This is a genomic window from Streptomyces sp. NPDC058198, from assembly GCF_042882605.1.
Classification (GTDB): Bacteria; Actinomycetota; Actinomycetes; order Streptomycetales; family Streptomycetaceae; genus Streptomyces.
In genome coordinates, this window is sequence record NZ_JBHVVP010000002.1 from 143,446 (window position 1) to 161,920 (window position 18,475).

The 18,475-nt window shown below is 69.1% G+C and carries 12 protein-coding genes, 1 pseudogene and 1 riboswitch; of the genes and pseudogenes, 5 read left to right on the plus strand and 8 right to left on the minus strand.

Going from position 1 to position 18,475, the window contains the following annotated elements:
* The first annotated feature begins 3 nt into the window (after positions 1-3).
* Entirely contained in the window at positions 4-849 is an 846-nt protein-coding gene (locus ACFVWW_RS09150) for an HAD-IIB family hydrolase (protein WP_384178143.1), read from the plus strand.
* A gap of 36 nt (positions 850-885) precedes the next feature.
* Here the strand turns inward: ACFVWW_RS09150 and ACFVWW_RS09155 are convergent, their stop codons facing one another.
* From ACFVWW_RS09155 to hisC, 5 genes are all read right to left on the minus strand, one after another.
* Positions 886-2,592 carry a GAF domain-containing sensor histidine kinase gene (locus ACFVWW_RS09155; RefSeq protein WP_386876959.1) on the minus strand — a complete coding sequence of 569 codons (1,707 nt, stop codon included), beginning with the start codon at positions 2,590-2,592 and terminating at the stop codon, positions 886-888.
* Positions 2,593-2,602: 10 nt separating this feature from the next.
* The gene (gene cydD, locus ACFVWW_RS09160) at positions 2,603-6,193 is read right to left on the minus strand and encodes a thiol reductant ABC exporter subunit CydD (protein ID WP_386876961.1); all 3,591 of its coding nucleotides are present in this window, start codon (positions 6,191-6,193) and stop codon (positions 2,603-2,605) included.
* Between the two features lie 51 nt (positions 6,194-6,244).
* Positions 6,245-7,243, minus strand: a complete 999-nt coding sequence (gene cydB / locus ACFVWW_RS09165; protein WP_386876963.1) for a cytochrome d ubiquinol oxidase subunit II — start codon at positions 7,241-7,243, stop codon at positions 6,245-6,247.
* Between the two features lie 14 nt (positions 7,244-7,257).
* Complete coding sequence (locus ACFVWW_RS09170; RefSeq protein ID WP_384178154.1) at positions 7,258-8,766, minus strand: cytochrome ubiquinol oxidase subunit I; 1,509 nt, start codon at positions 8,764-8,766, stop codon at positions 7,258-7,260.
* A 273-nt stretch (positions 8,767-9,039) separates the two neighbouring features.
* The gene (hisC, locus tag ACFVWW_RS09175; RefSeq protein WP_386876965.1) at positions 9,040-10,119 is read right to left on the minus strand and encodes a histidinol-phosphate transaminase; all 1,080 of its coding nucleotides are present in this window, start codon (positions 10,117-10,119) and stop codon (positions 9,040-9,042) included.
* A gap of 357 nt (positions 10,120-10,476) precedes the next feature.
* Here hisC and ACFVWW_RS09180 point away from each other — a divergent pair, with 357 nt between their 5' ends.
* The 3 genes from ACFVWW_RS09180 (at position 10,477) to ACFVWW_RS09190 (ending at position 13,923) form a co-directional block, all read left to right on the plus strand.
* Positions 10,477-11,589: a LacI family DNA-binding transcriptional regulator gene (locus ACFVWW_RS09180; RefSeq protein ID WP_384178160.1), complete on the plus strand. Its 1,113-nt coding sequence runs from the start codon at positions 10,477-10,479 to the stop codon at positions 11,587-11,589.
* Positions 11,590-11,856: 267 nt separating this feature from the next.
* A complete protein-coding gene (locus ACFVWW_RS09185) occupies positions 11,857-12,948 on the plus strand; it encodes a metallophosphoesterase (RefSeq protein WP_384328945.1) in 1,092 nt (363 codons plus the stop codon).
* Between the two features lie 147 nt (positions 12,949-13,095).
* Positions 13,096-13,923, plus strand: coding sequence for a hypothetical protein (locus ACFVWW_RS09190; RefSeq protein WP_386876968.1), 828 nt, complete (start codon positions 13,096-13,098; stop codon positions 13,921-13,923).
* Positions 13,924-13,959: 36 nt separating this feature from the next.
* On the opposite strand, the gene thiC is transcribed toward ACFVWW_RS09190, so the two are convergent.
* On the minus strand, positions 13,960-15,771 hold the full coding sequence (thiC, locus tag ACFVWW_RS09195) for a phosphomethylpyrimidine synthase ThiC (protein ID WP_384328940.1): 1,812 nt from the start codon (positions 15,769-15,771) through the stop codon (positions 13,960-13,962).
* Positions 15,764-15,907, minus strand: a riboswitch (TPP riboswitch). (Overlaps the previous gene by 8 nt.)
* A 70-nt stretch (positions 15,908-15,977) precedes the next feature.
* On the opposite strand from thiC, the gene ACFVWW_RS09200 reads away from it, so the two are divergent.
* On the plus strand, positions 15,978-17,354 hold the full coding sequence (locus tag ACFVWW_RS09200; protein WP_384328937.1) for a YibE/F family protein: 1,377 nt from the start codon (positions 15,978-15,980) through the stop codon (positions 17,352-17,354).
* Positions 17,355-17,429: 75 nt separating this feature from the next.
* Here the strand turns inward: ACFVWW_RS09200 and ACFVWW_RS09205 are convergent, their stop codons facing one another.
* Positions 17,430-17,864: an SsgA family sporulation/cell division regulator gene (locus tag ACFVWW_RS09205; protein ID WP_383914695.1), complete on the minus strand. Its 435-nt coding sequence runs from the start codon at positions 17,862-17,864 to the stop codon at positions 17,430-17,432.
* Positions 17,865-17,966: 102 nt separating this feature from the next.
* A pseudogene (locus ACFVWW_RS09210) lies at positions 17,967-18,464 on the minus strand (helix-turn-helix domain-containing protein).
* Between the last annotated feature and the right edge of the window lie 11 nt (positions 18,465-18,475).

Here is an 18,475-nt window from a genome sequence, read left to right on the forward strand (position 1 = left end):
GCCGTGACCTCGCCCAGCGATTCCCCGCTCCCCGCCCGGCCCCGGCTGATCGCCACCGACCTGGACGGCACTCTGCTGCACGACGACAAGTCCGTCTCCGACCGTACGATCGCCGCGCTCGCCGCCGCCGAGAAGGCCGGTATCGAGGTCTTCTTCGTCACCGGACGCCCGTCCCGCTGGATGGATGTCGTCAGTGAGCATGTGCACGGCCACGGACTGGCGATCTGTGCCAACGGCGCCGCGGTCGTCGATCTGCACGCGGGCGGAGAGCTGGTGGAGGTCCGTGCGCTGGACCGCGAGACCGCTCTGACTGTCGTGCAGGCACTGCGCGACGCCGCTCCAGGAACGACCTATGCGGTCGAGCTGACCACCGGTATCCACTACGAGCCGACGTACCCGCCCTTCCACGAGGATCCGGGCGCGACCGTCGCCACCGCCGAGAAGCTGCTCGGTACGGCGGACCAGGGCCCCGCCGCCCCCGTGGTGAAGCTGCTCGCCCACCACCCCGATCTGACCCCCGACGGCTTCCTCACGCTGGCCCGTACGGCGGTGGGCGACCTCGCCACCATCACCCGCTCGAGCCCGACCGCGCTCCTGGAGGTCAGCGGCCTGGGTGTGAGCAAGGCGAGCACGCTCGCGCTCTGCTGCGCCGAGCGCGGCATCTCGTCCGACGAGGTCGTCGCCTTCGGTGACATGCCGAACGATCTGGAGATGCTGACCTGGGCCGGGACGTCGTACGCGATGGGCAACGCCCACCCGGACGTGCTGGCCGCCGCCTCCGGACGTACGGCCACCAACAACGAGGACGGCGTCGCGGTCGTCATCGAAGAGATCCTGGCGCGGCTGTAGGACCTGCGACGGTTCCCCTGGCCACGGTCCCCCGGATCACAGCGGGGCCTCCCAGACCACCGTCGTACCACCCTCGCCCTCCCCGAGTCCCGGCTCGCACGTGCTCGATCCGCCCAACGACTCGGCGCGCCGCCGGAGGTTGCGCAGCCCGCTGCGCCGTCCGCCGCTCGGGATCCCCACCCCGTCGTCGGCGACCGACAGCCGGACCGCGCCCCTGCCGTCGGAGAGCCGGAGGGTGGCATCGACGACCACTTCGACGCGGGTGGCGTGCGCGTGCCGGAAGACGTTGGAGAGGGCTTCGCGGAGGGCGGCGATCAGGTTCTTCCCGGTGAGTTCCCCGACGCCGGAGTCGACCGCGCCGACGAACCGGTGGGAGGGCTTGAAGCCCAGGGGGACGGCCGCCATGTTGATCTCCCGCAGGACACGGGTGCGCACCCCGGCCGGCGCCTCGGCCGGTCCCTGCTGCAGCGCGAAGATGGCTGTGCGGATCTCCTGGATCGTCACATCCAGTTCGTCGACCGCCTTGGCGATGCCCTGATGCACGTCGGGCGCGACCGTTCCGCGCTGGGCGCTCTCCAGCATCATCCCGGTGGTGAACAGCCGCTGGATGACCAGGTCATGGAGGTCGCGGGCGATCCGGTCACGGTCCTCCAGGACGGCCAGCCGCTCCCGGTCGCGCTGCGCCTCGGCCATCATCAGCGCCAGCGCCGCCTGCGAGGCGAACTGAGCGGCCAGCGTGCGTTCCATCTCGCCGAAGCAGGGTGCGCCCTGCTCGCGGGGCGTGGCGAGTGCGCCGAGCACCCGGCCGTCCGTGCGCAGCGGCAGCAGCATGCACGGGCCGAAACCGGTGCCCAGCTTGGCGATCAGGCGCGGGTCGGTGGCGGAGTCTTCCACGAAGACGGTTTCGCCGGCCAGCAGGGTCGCGGCGACGGGGCTCTCGGCCGGGACGACCACGCCCCGCTTGATGATCGGGTGGTCGGCGGAGACGGCCACGACCTCCAGACCGCCGTCGCCCGTCCTCAGCAGCACCACGCCGACGGACGAATCCGCCAGTCTGCGGGCGTGTTCGGCGACGACCGACAGGGCGTCGCCCGCGTCGGCGCCGGAGAGCAGGGCGGTGGTGACGGCGACCGAGCCGTCGATCCACCGCTCGCGCTGCCGGGCCGCCTCGTACAGCCGCGCGTTGCCGATGACGATCCCGGCCTCGGTGGCGAGCACCCGCACCATGTGCAGGTCGTATTCGTTGAATGCGTCCCCGTCGGACTTCTCGGACAGATAGAGGTTGCCGAAGACCTCGCCCTTCACACGGATGGGGAGGCCGAGGAACGTCCGCATCGGCGGATGGCCCGGAGGAAATCCGGCGGCGCGCGGATCGGTGGTCAGATCGGTGAGCCGGAGCGTGCCCGGATGCCGGATCAGCGCGCCGAGCAGCCCGCTGCGTCCGTCGGGCCGGTGCCCGATGCGCCGTTCCACGTCCTCGCCGACTCCGTACGTCACAAAGTCGGAGAGGCCCTCGCCCGCCTCGTTGACGACACCGATCGCGGCGTAGCGGGCGCCGGCGAGTTGGGCCGCCGTCTCGCAGATCCGCCTGAGTGTGGCGTGCGGCTCCAGGCCCGCGCCGACGGAACTCATCGCCTCCAGCAGTTGTGGCACCTGCGCCGTGGTTTCGGCGGACAGGCCCTGAAGGCTGCGGGCCGCGCGGGCTGCGGCTTCGAGCGGATCCGTAGGTTCGGGCGCTTTCATGTTCTTGAGACTAGTAAGTCCTATTAAGCAGGGAAAGTCGGCTTCCGGTGTCGAGCAGATCGCCGGCACGCTCACGCTCCAGCATCCGCCGCAGTGGCCCCTCGACAGCGGCCAGCTCGTCATAGGGACCGCGCTGTACGGAACGGCCCTCTTCCAGCACGATCAGCTCGTCCACCGTGTCGAGCCCCCGCAAGCGGTGGGTGATGAGCAGCGTCGTCCTTCCCTCGGTCGCCTCCAGCAGGTCGGCTGTCAGCGCGTCGGCCGTCGCCAGGTCCAGATGCTCGGCGGGCTCGTCCAGGACCAGCACGGGGAAATCGGCGAGGAGCGCGCGGGCCAGCGCGAGGCGCTGCCGCTGGCCGCCGGAGAGCTGGGCGCCGTGTTCCCCGACGAGGGTGTCCAGGCCGGCCGGCAGTGCCTCGACCCAGTCGAGCAGCCGGGCCCGGCGCAGGGCGTCGCACAGTTGGTCCTCGGTCGCGTCCGTACGGGCGAGCCTGAGGTTCTCCCGTACGGAGCTGTCGAAGAGATGCGCGTCCTGGGCACACAGCCCGACGAAACGCCGGACGGTGTCCCCGTCGAGGGTGGCCGCGTCGGTCCCGCCGAGGTGGCAGCTGCCCTCGCGCGCGTCCAGGAAGCGCAGCAGCACCTGGGCGAGCGTGGTCTTGCCCGATCCCGAGGGTCCGACGACGGCGACCCGCTTCCCGGCGGTCAGCGTCAGATCGAAGCCACTGAGCGCGTCCCGCCGCTGCCCCGCGTACCGCGCGGACACTCCCCGTATCTCCAGCGGGAACGGCGAGAGGGGCGCGGCGGCCGGCTGCTCCGGCTCCTGTACGGGGACGGGGGCGTCCAGCACCTCACATACCCGCTCCGCGCCGCGCCTGGCCCGCTGCCGGTACCGCACGGCGAGCGGCAGGCCGGTGACCGCTTCGAACGCGGCGGGCGGGGTGAGGACGACCACGGCCAGTTCGACACCCTCCAGCCGTCCGTCACGCAGGGCCTGTACGCCGACGACCGCGGCGGCTGCCACGGTCAGACCGCAGGCCAGGGCGGAGAGGCCGGCGCCGAGCGCGGTGGCACTCGCGCCGCGCGAGGCGATGGCCGTCAGCGTCCCGTCGGCCTCGCGCACCTGGCGCATCCGGCTCTTCAGCGCTCCCGCGACGGTCAGTTCCGCGGTACCCCTGAGCAGATCGGCGACCCGGGTCGCCAGCAGTCCGCGTGCCGGGGCCAGCTGCCGCTCCGTACGGCGGGCGCACGCACCGCTCACCAGCGGTACGCCCACCCCGGCGACCAGCAGCCCGGCGGCCAGTACGGCGCCCGCCTCCGGCAGCAGCCACGCGGTGAATCCGGCGGCGCCCAGGCCCACCAGCAGGGCGGTACCGACCGGCAGCAGCCACCGGAGCCAGTAGTCCTGGAGTTCGTCCACATCGGCGACCAGCCGGGACAGCAGGTCTCCGCGCCTCGTCTCGCGCAGCCCGGCGGGGGCGATGCGCTCCAGCCGCCGGTATACGTCGACCCTGAGGTCGGCGAGCATCCTGAGCACCGCGTCGTGCGACACGATCCGCTCGGCGTACCGGAAGACGGCCCGGCCGATACCGAAGGCGCGGGTCGCCGTCACCGCGACCATCAGGTAGAGAACGGGCGGCTGCTCGGAGGCGCGTGAGATGAGCCATCCGGACACCGCCATGAGCCCGACGGCGGAGCCGAGGGCACAGCTCCCGAGCACGAGCGCCAGGACGAACCGCCCTCGCAGCGTCCCGGCGGCGGCCCTCATCCGTGCGAGGGGTTCGCGGGACGACCCTCGCCGGTCGAGTGCCACCCCGTCCGGGCCGGTGCGCCGAGGCCCGGTGTGCTGGGACTCGATGCTCTGAGGCCCGATGCGCTGGGACTCGATGCGCCGAGGCACTGCCAAGCCGTCGCCGAGGCCAGGCTCCCCCGCGGACCCTGGCCGCGCCGGGCGCTCCGGCTGCTCCCGCCGCTCCGGCAGTGCGATCACCCGGTCCGCCACCGCGAGCAGCGCCGGCCGGTGGACGACCAGCAGCACCGTACGGCCCGTCGCCAGCCGTCGCACGGCGTCGACGATCCCGGCCTCCGTCTCGCCGTCGAGCGCCGCCGTGGGCTCGTCCAGCAGCAACAGCGGCCGGTCGGCGAGAAAAGCCCGGGCCAGCGCGAGCCGTTGGCGCTGGCCGGCCGAGAGTCCCGACCCGTCCTCGCCGAGCATGGTGTCGACGCCCTGGGGGAGCGCCGCCACGAAGTCGTACGCCCCCGCGTCCCGCAGCGCCTCCCCCACCGCTGCGTCGTCCGCGTCCGGGCGGGCCAGGCGTACGTTCTCCGCGATCGTCCCCGCGAAGAGATACGGCTGCTGGGGAACCCACGCGATCCGTTCCCGCCAGCGGTTCAGGTCGAGGGTCGACAGATCCCGGCCGTCCACCCGCACCCGGCCCTCGTCGGGCACGGCAAATCCGAGCAGCACATTGAGCAGGGTGGATTTCCCGACCCCGCTGGGGCCGACGAGCGCGACCGTCTCCCCCGGTTCGACCGTCAGCGTGGCCGCGTTCAGCGACGGCTCCTTACGGCCCTCATGGCGGACCGTCACACCGTCCAGCTCCAGCCTCAGCGCGCCGGGCACGTTCCCCTTGCCGCCCGCCGCAGGCTCGGTCTCCAGGACCGCGAAGATCTCCTCCGCGGCAGAAAGCCCCTCGGCAGCCGCGTGATACTGCGCCCCCACCTGCCGGATCGGCAGATATGCCTCGGGCGCGAGGACCAGCACCACCAGGCCGGTGTACAGATCGAGGTCCCCATGGACGAGCCGCATCCCGATACCGACCGCGACCAGCGCCACCGAGAGCGTCGAGAGCAGTTCCAGGGCGAAGGACGACAGGAAGGCGATCCGCAGCGTGCGCAGCGTGGCCTGGCGGTACTCCGAGGTGATCTCGCGGATCGACTCGGCCTGCGCCTTGGCCCGGCCGAAGACCTTCAGCGTCGGCAGTCCGGCGACCACATCCAGGAAGTGACCCGACAGGCGGGACAGCAGCCGCCACTGACGGTCCATCCTGGCCTGCGTGGCCCAGCCGATGAGGACCATGAACAGCGGGATCAACGGCAGGGTCACCACGATGACGGCGGCCGAGACCCAGTCCTCGGTGACGATCCGCGCCAGGACCGCCACCGGCACCACCACCGCGAGCCCCAGCTGCGGCAGATAGCGCGCGAAGTAGTCGTCCAGGGCATCGACTCCGCGAGTGGCGAGCGCGACCAGTGAACCGGTGCGCTGGCCGCTCAGCCATCCAGGACCCAGTTCGGCCGCCCGCGCCAGCAGCCGTCCGCGCAGTTCGGACTTGACCGCCGCGCTCGCCCGGTGGGCGGCCAGCTCGGTCAGCCAGGAGACCAGTGCGCGTCCGAGGGCGACCGCACCCAGCAGAAGCAGGGGAGTGCTCAGCTCGGAGCCGTCGGACCCGCGCTGGAACGCACCCACCACCACGTCGGCGATCAGCATCGCCTGGGCGACGACCAACCCCGCGCCCGCCAGCCCGAGGACCACCACGGCCATCAGGAAGAAGCGGGTGGCGCGGGCGTACCGGAGCAGACGCGGGTCGATCGGTTTCACGTGAAACACCCATTCCTTGTGCTGCGCCCCGTGGGGCGCGTACCGCTCCGGCTACGCATCGGCGATGTGCTGTGTGCCGATCCGCTTGCGGAACACCCAGTACGTCCAGCCCTGGTAGAGCAGCACGACCGGTGTGGCGATACCCGCGCACCAGGTCATGATCTTCAAGGTGTACGGAGTGGACGAGGCGTTCGTCACCGTCAGGTTCCACCCCTCGTTCAGCGAGGAGGGCATGACGTTCGGGAAGAGCGTCAGGAAGAGCATCGCGACGGCGGCCACGATCGTCACCCCGCTGAGCGCGAACGACCAGCCCTCGCGCCCTGCGGCGATGGCCCCGATCGCGGCTGCCAGCGCCGCTACGGCGACGATCATCGCGACCAGACTCGCGCCGTCCCCGTGGTCCGCCTGCGTCCAGATCAGGAAACCGAGCGCCAGCACGGTGGTGATCAGTCCCAGGGCGAGCGCCAGCTTCCGGGCCCGTACCCGGATGTCCCCCACCGTCTTGAGCGCGGCGAACACCGTGCCGTGGAAGGTGAAGAGGGCCAGGGTCACCAGCCCGCCCAGGAGCGCGTACGGATTGAGCAGATCCCAGAGGTTGCCGACGTACTCCTTGTGCGCGTCGATCTTCACGCCGCGCACGATGTTGCCGAAGGCGACGCCCCACAGCACTGCGGGCAGCAGTGACGTCCAGAAGATCGCGTGTTCCCAGTTGCGCTGCCAGTTCTCCTCAGGCCGCTTGGCCCGGTATTCGAAGGCGACCCCGCGCACGATCAGACAGACCAGGATGAGCAGCAGCGGCAGATAGAAGCCGGAGAACAGCGTGGCGTACCACTCGGGGAAGGCGGCGAAGGTCGCTCCGCCGGCGCTCAGCAGCCAGACCTCGTTGCCGTCCCAGACCGGCCCGATGGTGTTGATGAGGACCCGTCGTTCCTTGCGGTCGCGGGCCAGCAGCTTGGTCAGGATCCCGATGCCGAAGTCAAAGCCTTCGAGGAAGAAGTAGCCGGTCCAGAGGACGGCTATCAGGACGAACCAGACGTCGTGGAGTTCCATAGCTCCTCAAGTCCTCAGTACGAGAAGGCCATCGGCCGGTCGGCGTCCGTGGGGTCGCCGCCGATCTTTGTGGGCGGGTTGAGGTCGGCGTCCGTGAGTTCCGGCGGTCCGGCCTTGACGTACTTGACCAGCAGCTTGACCTCGATCACCGCGAGGACCGCGTACAGCGAGGTGAAGACGATCATCGAGGTGAGCACCTCGCCCTGGGAGACGCCGGGGGAGACCGCGTCGGCCGTGCGCAGCACTCCGTACACGACCCAGGGCTGGCGTCCCGTCTCGGTGAAGATCCAGCCCCAGGCGTTGGCGATCAGCGGGAAGAGCAGGGTCCAGAGAGCGGTGATCCAATAGCAGGCGGCGAGCTTCGGGCTGAGTGGCTTGTTCCTGAAGAGCACCAGATTCGGCACTTCTTCCTCGCCCGTGCGCAGCCGCGCCGGCAGCATGAACTTCTTGCGGGTGAGCCAGAGCCCGGCCAGGCCGAGGGCGAAGGATGCCATGCCGAAGCCGATCATCCAGCGGAAGCTCCAGTAGGCGACGGGGATATTGGGCCGGTAGTCGCCGGGGCCGTACTTCTCCTGCTCGGCCTTGTTGATGTCGTTGATGCCGGGGACGTACGAGCTGAAGTCGTTGTTGGCGAGGAAGGAGAGCATCCCGGGGATCTCGATGGCGACGTCGTTGTGCCCCTTGTCGACGTCTCCGTAGGCGAATACGGAGAACGGCGCGGGCGCCTCGCCCTCCCAGAGAGCCTCGGCCGCGGCCATCTTCATCGGCTGCTGCTTGAACATGACCTTGCCGAGGGTGTCACCGCTGACGGCGGTCATCAGTCCCGCGATCACGACGGTGATCAGGCCGAGTCGCAGCGAGGTCCGCATCACCGGAATGTGCTTTTTGCGGGCCAGGTGGAAGGCCGCGATACCGACCATGAAGGCACCGCCGACGAGGAAAGCGGCCGTGAGGGTGTGGAAAAACTGGGTGAGCGCGGTGTCCTGGGTGAGCACCGCCCAGAAGTCGGTGAGTTCGGCGCGGCCGGCTTCCTTGTTGATCCGGTAGCCGATCGGGTGCTGCATCCAGGAGTTGGCCGCCAGGATGAAGTACGCCGAGAGAATCGTGCCGATCGAGACCATCCATATACAGGCCAGATGGATCTTCTTCGGCAGCTTGTCCCAGCCGAAGATCCACAGTCCGATGAAGGTGGACTCGAAGAAGAAGGCGATCAGTGCCTCGAAGGCGAGCGGGGCGCCGAAGATGTCGCCGACGAACCGCGAATAGTCGGACCAGTTCATCCCGAACTGGAACTCCTGCACGATGCCGGTGACGACACCCATCGCGATATTGATCAGGAAGAGCTTGCCCCAGAACTTCGTGGCCTTGAGGTACTTGGGATTCTCCGTACGGACCCAGGCGGTCTGCAGCCCCGCGGTCAGCGCGGCGAGCGAGATCGTCAGGGGCACGAAGAGGAAGTGGTAGACGGTGGTGATGCCGAACTGCCATCGCGCCAGGGTCTCCGGCGCCAGAGCGAGGTCCACGTCGTCTCTCCTTACATCGCCGTGGTCGAGCGGCAGCTTGCCCCTTTCGCCCTGGACGTAACGACAGGAACTGGGGCGCGCTTGTGAAAGCGTTCACATTCACAAGCATTATGTCGCACAGCTTTCCGGATCTTCGCGTGGGGGGTCCTCCAGACATACCGGCCGTACGACGCCAAAGGGCGGCCTCGAAGAGACCGCCCTTGACTGCCGCGTCCCAGCCACAACCCCGGCCGGACGTCTCTCGCCGGACCGCGCCGGGCGTCTCTCGACGGACTACAGCTCCTTGCGGAACGCCTCGGCCGCCTGCAAAAAGATCTCGTTGGCCTCGTACTCGCCGATCGTCACCCGTACGCCCTCACCCGCGAAGGGCCGTACGACCACGCCGGCCGTCTCACAGGCCGCCGCGAAATCGAGCGTGCGCTCCCCGAGCCGCAGCCACACGAAGTTGGCCTGCGTCTCAGCCACGGTCCAGCCCTGGCCGATCAGGCTCCTGTACACCCGTTCACGCTCCGCGACCAGCGTGCCGACCCGCCCCAGCAGCTCGTCCTCCGCCCGCAGCGAGGCAATCGCCGCCTCCTGAGCGATCTGGCTCACGCCGAAGGGGACCGCGGTCTTCCGCAGCGCGGCGGCCACCGGCTCATGGGCGATGGCGAAGCCGACCCGCAGACCGGCCAGTCCGTACGCCTTGGAGAAGGTGCGCAGCACGGCCACATTCGGACGGTCCCGGTAGATCGCGACCCCGTCCGGCACCTCGGCATCGCGGATGAACTCGCGGTACGCCTCGTCCAGCACCACCAGCACATCGCCCGGCACCCGGTCGAGGAACCGTTCCAGCTCGGCCCGGCGCACCACCGTGCCGGTCGGGTTGTTGGGGTTGCAGACGAAGATCAGCCGGGTCCGCTCGGTGATCGCCTCGGCCATCGCGTCCAGATCGTGCACCTCCCCCGAGGTCAGCGGCACCTTTATGGAGGTCGCTCCCGAGATCTGGGTGATGATCGGGTACGCCTCGAAGGAGCGCCAGGCGTAGATGACCTCGTCACCGGGGCCCGCCGTGGCCTGCAGCAACTGCTGGGCGACGCCCACGGAGCCGGTGCCGGTCGCCAGATGCGAGAGCGGCACTCCGAAGCGCTCGGCCAGTTCGTTCATCAAGCCGGTGCAGGCCATGTCGGGGTATCGGTTGAAGACCCCGGCGGCCGAGATCGCCTGCGCCATCACCCCGGGCAGCGGCGGGTAGGGGTTCTCGTTGGAGGACAGCTTGTACGCGACGGGCCCGCCGGACGCCGCCGGCTTGCCCGGCTTGTACAGGGGAATGCCGTCCAGCTCGGCGCGCAGCTTGGGGCTCGTCTCGCTCACCGCGGGTCCTCCTCGGCCGTTCACGGGTCGGTACAACTTCAATACTGCTCACCATATGAGGATTCGCGGCCCCTGCGAATGGCGGGCGCCCGGAAAGGGGCGCGCTCGCCTCCGAGGCACGCGCCGGTGGCTCACTCCGTGGCGCGCGTCCCCCGTAGAGGTGAGATGAGACCTCTTCGAAACATGGACCCTTCGACAGGTCCATGCCGCTCCACGCATGGCAGAACATAGCTAGACCCACTAACTCCCTTTTCTTCCATGGCCGTTGCCCGTTCTTGATCATGCAGAAACGTGCCTGTCAATGGGTGCATATGCGACCCGCCCAACCGCCCGCCCGCGCCCTACTATCGGCTCGCCATGACAGCAGCAGGGAAACACCAGGTGAGCCGGACGGACACAACCCGGCGGGGAAGCCGGCAGGGTCGGGCGGGCATCCGGGACGTTGCCGCCGCCGCCGGTGTCTCCATCACGACTGTCTCGGACGCGCTCAACGGCAAGGGACGCTTACCCGACGCCACCCGGCGCCATGTCCGAGAAGTCGCAGAGCGCCTCGGCTACCGGCCGTCCGCCGCCGCCCGAACCCTCCGTACCGGCAAATCAGGCCTCATCGGCCTGACCGTGACGACGTACGGGGATGAACCGTTCACCTTCACCGAATTCGCCTATTTCGCCGAGATGGCGAGGGCCGCGACCTCCGCCGCCCTCGCCCGCGGCTACGCCCTCGTCATCCTCCCCGCCACCTCCCGCCATGACGTCTGGTCGAACGTCGCCCTCGACGGCACCGTCGTCATCGACCCCTCCGACCACGATCCGGTCGTCACCGAACTCGTCCGCCAGGGCCTTCCCGTCGTCTCCGACGGCCGGCCCGCGGGCACCCTCCCCGTCACCGCCTGGGTCGACAACGACCACGAGGCGGCCGTTCTCAATCTGCTCGACCATCTCGCCGCCGCCGGGGCACGCCGGATCGGCCTGCTCACCGGCACCACCACGGACACCTACACCCGGCTCTCCACCACCGCGTATCTGCAGTGGTGCGAGCGCGTCGGACAGGATCCGGTCTACGAGTCCTACCCCGCCCACGACCCGTGCGCCGGGGCCGTCGCCGCCGACCGGCTGCTCGCCCGCCCCGACCGCCCCGACGCCGTCTACGGGCTCTTCGACCCCAACGGCACCGATCTGCTCGCCGCCGCCAGGCGGTACGGGCTGCGCGTACCCGACGACCTGCTGCTGGTGTGCTGCAGCGAGTCCACCGTGTACGCCTCCACGGAACCGCCCATCACGACGCTCTCGCTCAAACCGCGCCGTATCGGCACCGCCGTCATCCAGCTCCTCATCGACGCCATCGAAGGGATCGACACCGGCCGGCCGGTGGAGCAGGTGATACCGACCGAACTGATCGTCCGGACGTCCTCCCAGCGGCGCCCGCCACGCACCACGGTCAGTCCGCCCCGGTCCCCCGCCCGCGACTGACCGGGGCCCCTTCGGGGAGTGACAGCGCAGTGGCTGTCCTCCCCCGAAGGCCCGGACCTTTCGCATTTCGGGCGATCAGCGTGAAAACATGCGGTGAACCGGAGGTGCAATCGGATTCATCGCCCCTGGTGCGTCACACAGGAGGACCGGCGTTCCTATGATGGGCGCACGACACCTCGGACCTTCCACGACCTCCGGTGGGCTCACCCCCATCCGGCCAGGCAGGCCTGAGAGGTGTACGGCGGCGCGACGGTGGTGGAGGGGTCGATGACACAGGGGGCCGGCCAGGGATCCGTGGTGCGGACGGCGACGTTGCGCGACTTCCGCGTCCCGCCGTACGCACAGGTTCCCGTGCAGTCCGGACAGCCCGGCCCCGCGGCCGCCGGCTCGTCCGGGCATCCCGGCAACGCGGTCCCGGCCGACGAGCCGCCGGAGGGCTACACCCCCACCGAGCGCGACCTCCCGGTGATCAACCGGGGGGACACCGTCCAGGTGCACGTATCGCCTGCCGAGGCGCCCGCCCCCGACGGCCGCGGCCCGCTCTTCGTGGTCGGCGACGTCCACGGCTATCTCGACGAACTCCTCGCCGCCCTGGCCGAGCAGGGCCTCATCGACGCCGAGGGCCACTGGGCGGCGGGCACGGCCCGCCTCTGGTTCCTCGGTGACTTCACCGACCGCGGCCCCGACGGCATCGGCGTCATCGATCTCGTCATGCGGCTCTCCGCCGAGGCGGCGGCCTCCGGCGGCTACTGCAAGGCCCTGATGGGCAATCACGAACTGCTGCTCATCGGCGCCAAGCGGTTCGGCGACACACCCGTCAACTCCGGCGCCGGCACCGCCACCTTCCAGGCCGCCTGGCTGCTCAACGGCGGCCAGCGGACCGACATGGAGCGCCTCCAGGACGTCCATCTGCAGTGGATGTCCCGGCTCGACGCGGTCGTCGAGGAGGACGCGCATCTGCTGATGCACTCCGACACGACCGCGTATCTCGACTACGGATCCACCATCGAGGACGTCAATGAGACCGTCCACCAAATTCTGACCCGCAATGACGCCGACGAATGCTGGGATTTGTTCCGCAAGCTCACCAAACGCTTCGCGTTCCGTGACGAAGGCGGTCCGCAGGCCGTTCAGGAACTGCTCTCCCAGTACGGCGGTCAGCGCGTGGTCCACGGCCACAGCCCGATTCCCTATCTGCTCGGCGAAGTGGGCACCGAAGACGCCTCGGACGACCAAGGCGCCAGGAGTCCGGTGGTGGAAGGGCCACACGTATATGCCGACGGACTTGCCATCGCCATGGACGGCGGCGTGACCATGGCAGGAAAACTGCTGGTGGTCCAGCTTCCCCTGCATAACTGAATCAACGCCGCGCCGGTGATTTACGTAAACCCCCTGTCACACCGCGCCGAAACAGCTCTACCATCGGCTTATCCGTAGCAGGCTCTCCTCCGTTTCTGCCAACTGCCCGTGCCACGCGGGCGACCCGGCCCTACGGAGCATCGGGGGATGCACATGAAAAGCGCTCCGCACCTGCTGAGCGAGGATCGCGCGGATTTCGAGCGGATCCTCGACGACGCACTGCGCAATGCGCCCGACCGCCCGGATCTCGCCGCGGTCGGCCGGCGGCTCAACGCCGAGCAGCTGCGCACCATGGCCCTGAACCGCACGGCGCTGATCACCACGGCGGCCGCCGCAGAGTACGAGCATTACGCGAAGATCCGCGAGGAGTTCCGGGCGCCGGCCCCTTCCGCCTCCGTCCACGATGCCGTCCTGGCCCCGGCCGAGGACGAAGCCGAGGACGCCGGCGCGGGTTTCACCGCGATCATCACCGTGCTGGTCCCGGTCCTCGGGGGCACCGCGGCCGCGATCTTCCTGCTCGTCGGCTACCTCCTCAAGGCGCTCAGCCCGCCACCCGCCTTCGCCGAAACCCTGCTCGCCGTCGGCTGGTTCTTCGGCGCCGTCACCGCACTCGGCATACTGGCCGCCGCGATAGGCCTGCTGGTCACGGCCGTGCGCAACGGCGCGACCCAGCTGCCGGCCGAGGAGTCGCGTAACGAGCTGCCGGACGAGGTGGCCCGGGCCAGAGAAGCCTGGCGCCACGCCCTGCTGGAGCGCGGCATTCTGCCTTTCCTGCGGGCCGCCCTGGCCGATCCGAGCGCCGGCCCGGCCACGCCCGGCCCGCCTCGCCCGGTGAGCCAGCTGCCCAAGATCGGCTACAGCCGGCCGGACTTCTCCAGTCCGGGCGAAGGCTCCACCGCGGGCCAGCGCCCGACCTATACCAGCCCGGACTTCACCAGCCCCGACTTCGGTGGCCCCGAGCACCGGCCGGACTGATCTCCCGACCGGTGCCCAGGGCACGCTGGAGGGCGCTCAGTCCGCCAGCGGCAGGTAGACCCGGTTGCCGGCCGCGGCGAACTCCTTGGACTTCTCCGCCATACCGGCCTCGATCTCGGCGCTCTCCATATCTCCGCCGTGCCGGCGCCTGATGTCCTGCGAGATCTTCATCGAGCAGAACTTGGGGCCGCACATCGAGCAGAAGTGCGCGGTCTTCGCCGGTTCGGCCGGGAGGGTCTCGTCATGGAACTCCCGGGCCGTGTCAGGGTCGAGGGCCAGATTGAACTGGTCCTCCCAGCGGAATTCGAACCGGGCGTCGGAGAGCGCGTCGTCCCAGTCCTGCGCCCCCGGGTGGCCCTTGGCGAGGTCCGCCGCGTGGGCCGCGATCTTGTAGGTGATGACCCCTGTCTTGACGTCGTCGCGGTCCGGCAGGCCGAGATGTTCCTTCGGGGTGACGTAGCAGAGCATCGCCGTGCCCCACCAGGCGATCATCGCCGCGCCGATGCCGGAGGTGATGTGGTCGTACGCCGGAGCCACGTCGGTCGTCAGCGGGCCGAGCGTGTAGAACGGGGCCTCCTCGCAGATCTCCTGCTGGAGGTCGATGTTCTCCTTGATCTTGTGCATCGGGACATGGCCCGGGCCTTCGATCATCGTCTGTACGCCCAGCCCCTTGGCGATCGAATTGAGCTCGCCCAGCGTGCGCAGCTCGGCGAACTGCGCCTCGTCGTTGGCATCCGCGATGGACCCGGGCCGCAGGCCGTCACCGAGGGAGTACGTCACGTCGTAGGACGCGAGGATCTCGCAGAGCTCCTCGAAGTTCTCGTACAGGAACGACTCCTTGTGGTGCGCGAGACACCACGCGGCCATGATCGAGCCGCCGCGCGAGACGATGCCGGTCTTCCGGCGGGCCGTGAGCGGCACGTACCGCAGCAGTACACCGGCGTGGACCGTCATGTAGTCGACGCCCTGCTCGGCCTGCTCGATGACGGTGTCCTTGTAGATGTCCCAGGTCAGCTCCTCGGCCTTGCCGTCGACCTTTTCGAGCGCCTGATAGAGCGGCACCGTGCCGATGGGGACAGGGGAGTTGCGCAGCACCCATTCGCGGGTGGTGTGGATATTGCGGCCGGTGGAGAGGTCCATGACCGTGTCCGCGCCCCAGCGGGTCGCCCAGGTCATCTTCTCGACCTCCTCCTCGATGGAGGAGGTGACCGCGGAGTTGCCGATGTTGGCGTTGACTTTCACCAGGAATCGCTTGCCGATGATCATCGGCTCGATCTCGGGGTGATTGACATTGGCGGGGAGGACGGCGCGACCGGCGGCGATCTCCTCGCGGACGACCTCCGGGGACACGTTCTCCCGGATGGCGACGTACTCCATCTCCGAGGTGATCTCCCCGCGGCGGGCGTATGCGAGCTGCGTCACCGCCTGTCCGTCCCGGCTCCGCCGCGGCTGGCGCGGCCGGCCGGGGAAGACCGCGTCGAGGCCCCGTAGATCAGTGGTTCCGCTCCGGAGCAGTCCCCCGCGTGGCGAGGTGTGCTTGAGCCCGTCGTCCTCGGGGCGGGCCGGCCGGCCCGCGTACGCCTCGGTATCACCGCGCCCGATGATCCAGTTCTCCCGCAGGGGCGCGAGACCGCGGCGTACATCGGTCTCGACGGTGGGGTCGGTGTACGGCCCCGATGTGTCGTACAGCGTGACGTCCTTGCCGTTGGTGAGGTGCACCTGGCGCACCGGCACCTGAAGATCCGGGCGCGAACCCTGGACATATCCCTTGTGCCAGCCGATGGACCTTCCGGCCTCGCTCGGCTTTTCCGAATCGGAGGCAGGCGTGCGTGCGTCCTGATGGGTCATGAGACCTACTCCCTACGCCGGCATTACCCGGTAACAGGTTCAGCGGTCGGCGCAGCGCAGGTGTCCAGGGAGATCCCCGGGACTACACAGTCAGCGCCCTCTCAGCCCGGTGCTCCGAGCTCCCGCGTGTGCAAAGGTGACTCCACGCTAGCGTCCCGTCGAGCGTGCTGAACAGAGGGCCTCTTACTTCTTGCGATGATCTGGCGGTGACCTCACCCCAGCAGACTCACGAATCGCATGGCCACTCGCACAGTCACGGGCCGGCCGCACCGGTCTCCCGGCACCTTCGCAAGGTCATCGCGGCGGTCCTGATTCCGTTCGCGACCGCGGTGGTCGTCGGGCTGGCCGTGCTCTGGCCCGGCGGTGCACCGGCGCACGAGCGCACCGGTGTCGGCTTCGACCGGCAGACCGAGCAGGGCCAGGTCGTGCAGATCGAGCGGGTGGACTGCAAAGACGTGAACGGCTCTCAGCTCCCGTCGACCGGTGACACCTCGACGCCTCAGGGTCGCGAAGCACAGCAGGCGGAGACCGGGGAGTGCAAGAAGGCGACGATCGAGGTCACCTCCGGCAAGGAGAAGGGGCGGACCTTCATCGAGGTCGTCCAGCCGGACGCACCGCGACAGTTTCACGTGAAACAGGGCGTGGTGGTGGCCTACGCACCCGACGCGCCCCGTGATCTCCAGTACTCCGTGACCGATGTGAACCGTACGTTCCCGATGGCTCTGCTGGCTGGGATCTTCGCGCTCGCGGTGGTCGTGGTGGGTCGGATGCGCGGGGTCATGGCGCTGATCGCGCTCGCCGTCTCGTTCGCCGTCCTGACGCTGTTCATCCTGCCCGCGATTTTGCAGGGGTCGAATCCGCTGGTTGTGGCGGTGGTGGGGGCGAGCGCGATCATGCTGGTGGCGCTCTATATGTGCCATGGTCTGACGGCCCGTACCTCCGTGGCGGTCCTCGGCACGTTGATATCTCTGCTGCTGATCGGGCTGCTGGGGTCGCTCTTCATCGGCTGGGCGAGCCTGACCGGCAACACGGACGACAACACCGGTCTGATTCACGGTCTCTATCCCGAGATCGATATGAGCGGTCTGCTGCTGGCGGGCGTCATCATCGGTTCACTCGGTGTCCTCGACGATGTGACGGTGACGCAGACCTCGGCGGTCTGGGAGCTCCGTCAGGCGGATCCGTCGATGGGGCCGCGCGCCCTCTACCGGGCGGCCATACGGATCGGCCGGGACCACATCGCCTCGGTGGTCAATACGCTCGTCCTCGCCTACGCGGGCGCGGCGTTGCCTCTTCTGCTGCTGTTCTCGATCGCGCAGTCGAGCATGGGAACGGTCGCCAACAGTGAGCTGGTGGCGGAGGAGATCGTACGGACCCTGGTGGGCTCCATCGGTCTGGTCGCGTCGGTGCCGGTGACAACGGCGCTGGCGGCGCTGGTGGTCTCCGCCGACCGGCCGGGAGCCTCGGGGCCGGCGACGCCTCCGGGCCCGGGATCCGTAGGACCGCAGACAGCTCCCTCCGTTCCTGGTCAGAGCGCACGGGTGCTCGGCCAAGGCGGTGGGGGACGGCGGCGTAAGAAGTAGGACGTACGGCAGGGACCGGCCGCCCGGAGGATCCGTATCGCTCGGAGGATCCGTACCGCCCGGGCAGCCCCCCGTTCAGCCGGCGTTCTCCTCGGCCAGGATGCGACCGAGCGCCTCCTCAAGATTGCCTTCGAAGTCACCGAGCGTGCGCTCCTGACCGAGCGGAACCAGTCGGTCCGTACGGTCGAGGAAAGCGACGAGCGGCGCGGCGCTCACCCGGAAGAGCGCGTGGTCATCACCGACCTGGAGCCGGATATGGACATCGGAGAGGTCCTCGGGCAGGGTCGGCGCGATATGCACATCGCCGTCCCCGCTGGGCGTATTGATGCCGTCGAGCAGCAGTTCGCGGCCGAAGGTCCAGGTGACAGGGGCGTCGCCGGGCAGATGGAACGTCATCCGGACCGCGTAGGGATCTCCCATCTCATAGTGGAGTTCCACCGGGATCCGGAACGAGAGCTCCTCGGAGACGAGGAAGCTCATCAGGACCTCGGCCTGGACCGACTCGCGCATCGTGTACTCCGGAGTAGATGAAGCAGTGGCTGGGAATGATCCCTGCGGACCCTCTTGACGCAATCGTCCTGTAAGCGGTAGCAGATCACAAGGAGTAATTTTTCAGATACTGATAGAGAAGGTTAGCGAGCCCAACAGCGATTCGATCCCGCTGGGTAACCGTTCGACTGCCGAGGGTAGCCACCTCTGCTGATCGAGTGGTACAGAAATGGCCAATACGGCCGCAGTGGGATGGCGATCGAGTGATCGCGGCTCGGCTTCTCGTCAAGCCGGCTCAGCTGGCACCGGCCTGTCGCGTGGGCGTGAACCATGGCCGAGTGAGTCGGCGATCTTGCTGCGACGATTCTGCACGGCTTCAGCGCGTGCCAGCCGCTGCACCGCGTCACCGAGCACGAAGACGCCGTTCTCACGGCGCAGATAGCCCTCATGCGTCAGTGTCCGCAGCAGGTGATAGGCGGTGGGGAGCGGCAGCCCGGCCTCGCGTGCGAGCTGTTTCGCGGGGGCTCCGTCCGGATGGGAGCCCGCGGACTCCAGCAGTCGCAGCGCTCGCTGCACCGATCCGATCAGGGTAGGGGCCGCGGTTCTTGTAGCTGTGGCCAAAGGTCACCCCC

Coding starts and splice junctions, on each gene's coding strand:
- ACFVWW_RS09190 (WP_386876968.1), top strand. CDS start 13,096: ATGCACATGAAAAGCGCTCCGCACCTGCTGAGCGAGGATCGCGCGGAT.
- ACFVWW_RS09205 (WP_383914695.1), bottom strand. CDS start 17,864: ATGCGCGAGTCGGTCCAGGCCGAGGTCCTGATGAGCTTCCTCGTCTCC.
- ACFVWW_RS09185 (WP_384328945.1), top strand. CDS start 11,857: ATGACACAGGGGGCCGGCCAGGGATCCGTGGTGCGGACGGCGACGTTG.
- ACFVWW_RS09155 (WP_386876959.1), bottom strand. CDS start 2,592: ATGAAAGCGCCCGAACCTACGGATCCGCTCGAAGCCGCAGCCCGCGCG.
- ACFVWW_RS09180 (WP_384178160.1), top strand. CDS start 10,477: ATGACAGCAGCAGGGAAACACCAGGTGAGCCGGACGGACACAACCCGG.
- cydB (WP_386876963.1), bottom strand. CDS start 7,243: ATGGAACTCCACGACGTCTGGTTCGTCCTGATAGCCGTCCTCTGGACC.
- thiC (WP_384328940.1), bottom strand. CDS start 15,771: ATGACCCATCAGGACGCACGCACGCCTGCCTCCGATTCGGAAAAGCCG.